General features: G+C 66.4%; 1 protein-coding gene. It reads right to left on the reverse strand.

The genetic code is table 11. The annotated features are described in order from the left end of the window. A partial coding sequence (locus RVY79_RS17560) for a glycosyltransferase (protein WP_317465774.1) occupies positions 1 to 423 on the reverse strand: 423 nt, incomplete at both ends.

Below are 423 nucleotides of genomic sequence, written 5' to 3' on the forward strand. Positions count from 1 at the left end.
GGTGGCGAGCTGCAGGGCGGCAAGCGTGAACCCAGCCGCATCCCCCACGGGTATTGGGCACCCGTTCTCGCCAGCGCGCAGGTGCATGCCTGCCGCTGCCGTATCGAATGCCACCACCGGCAAGCCGCTGGCCATGGCTTCAACAACGACATTGCCAAAGGTCTCGGTCAGGCTGGGGAAGAGAAACAGATCGGCCGAAGCATAATGCGCGGCCAGTGCCTCGCCACGCTGCATGCCGGCAAACACGGCATCGGGACAACGCTGCTGCAGCGCGCGCCGCAACGGTCCATCGCCCACCAGCACCAGCCGCGCGCTGGGCACGCGTTGCCGCACGGCATCGAATGCGTGGAGTGCCACGTCCAGGTTCTTCTCCACCGCCAGGCGACCAACCATGAGCATTACCGGTGCATCGTCGGCAACGCC

Origin of the sequence: Chromohalobacter sp. HP20-39 (assembly GCF_033052815.1) — a bacterium.
GTDB lineage: Bacteria > Pseudomonadota > Gammaproteobacteria > Pseudomonadales > Halomonadaceae > Chromohalobacter.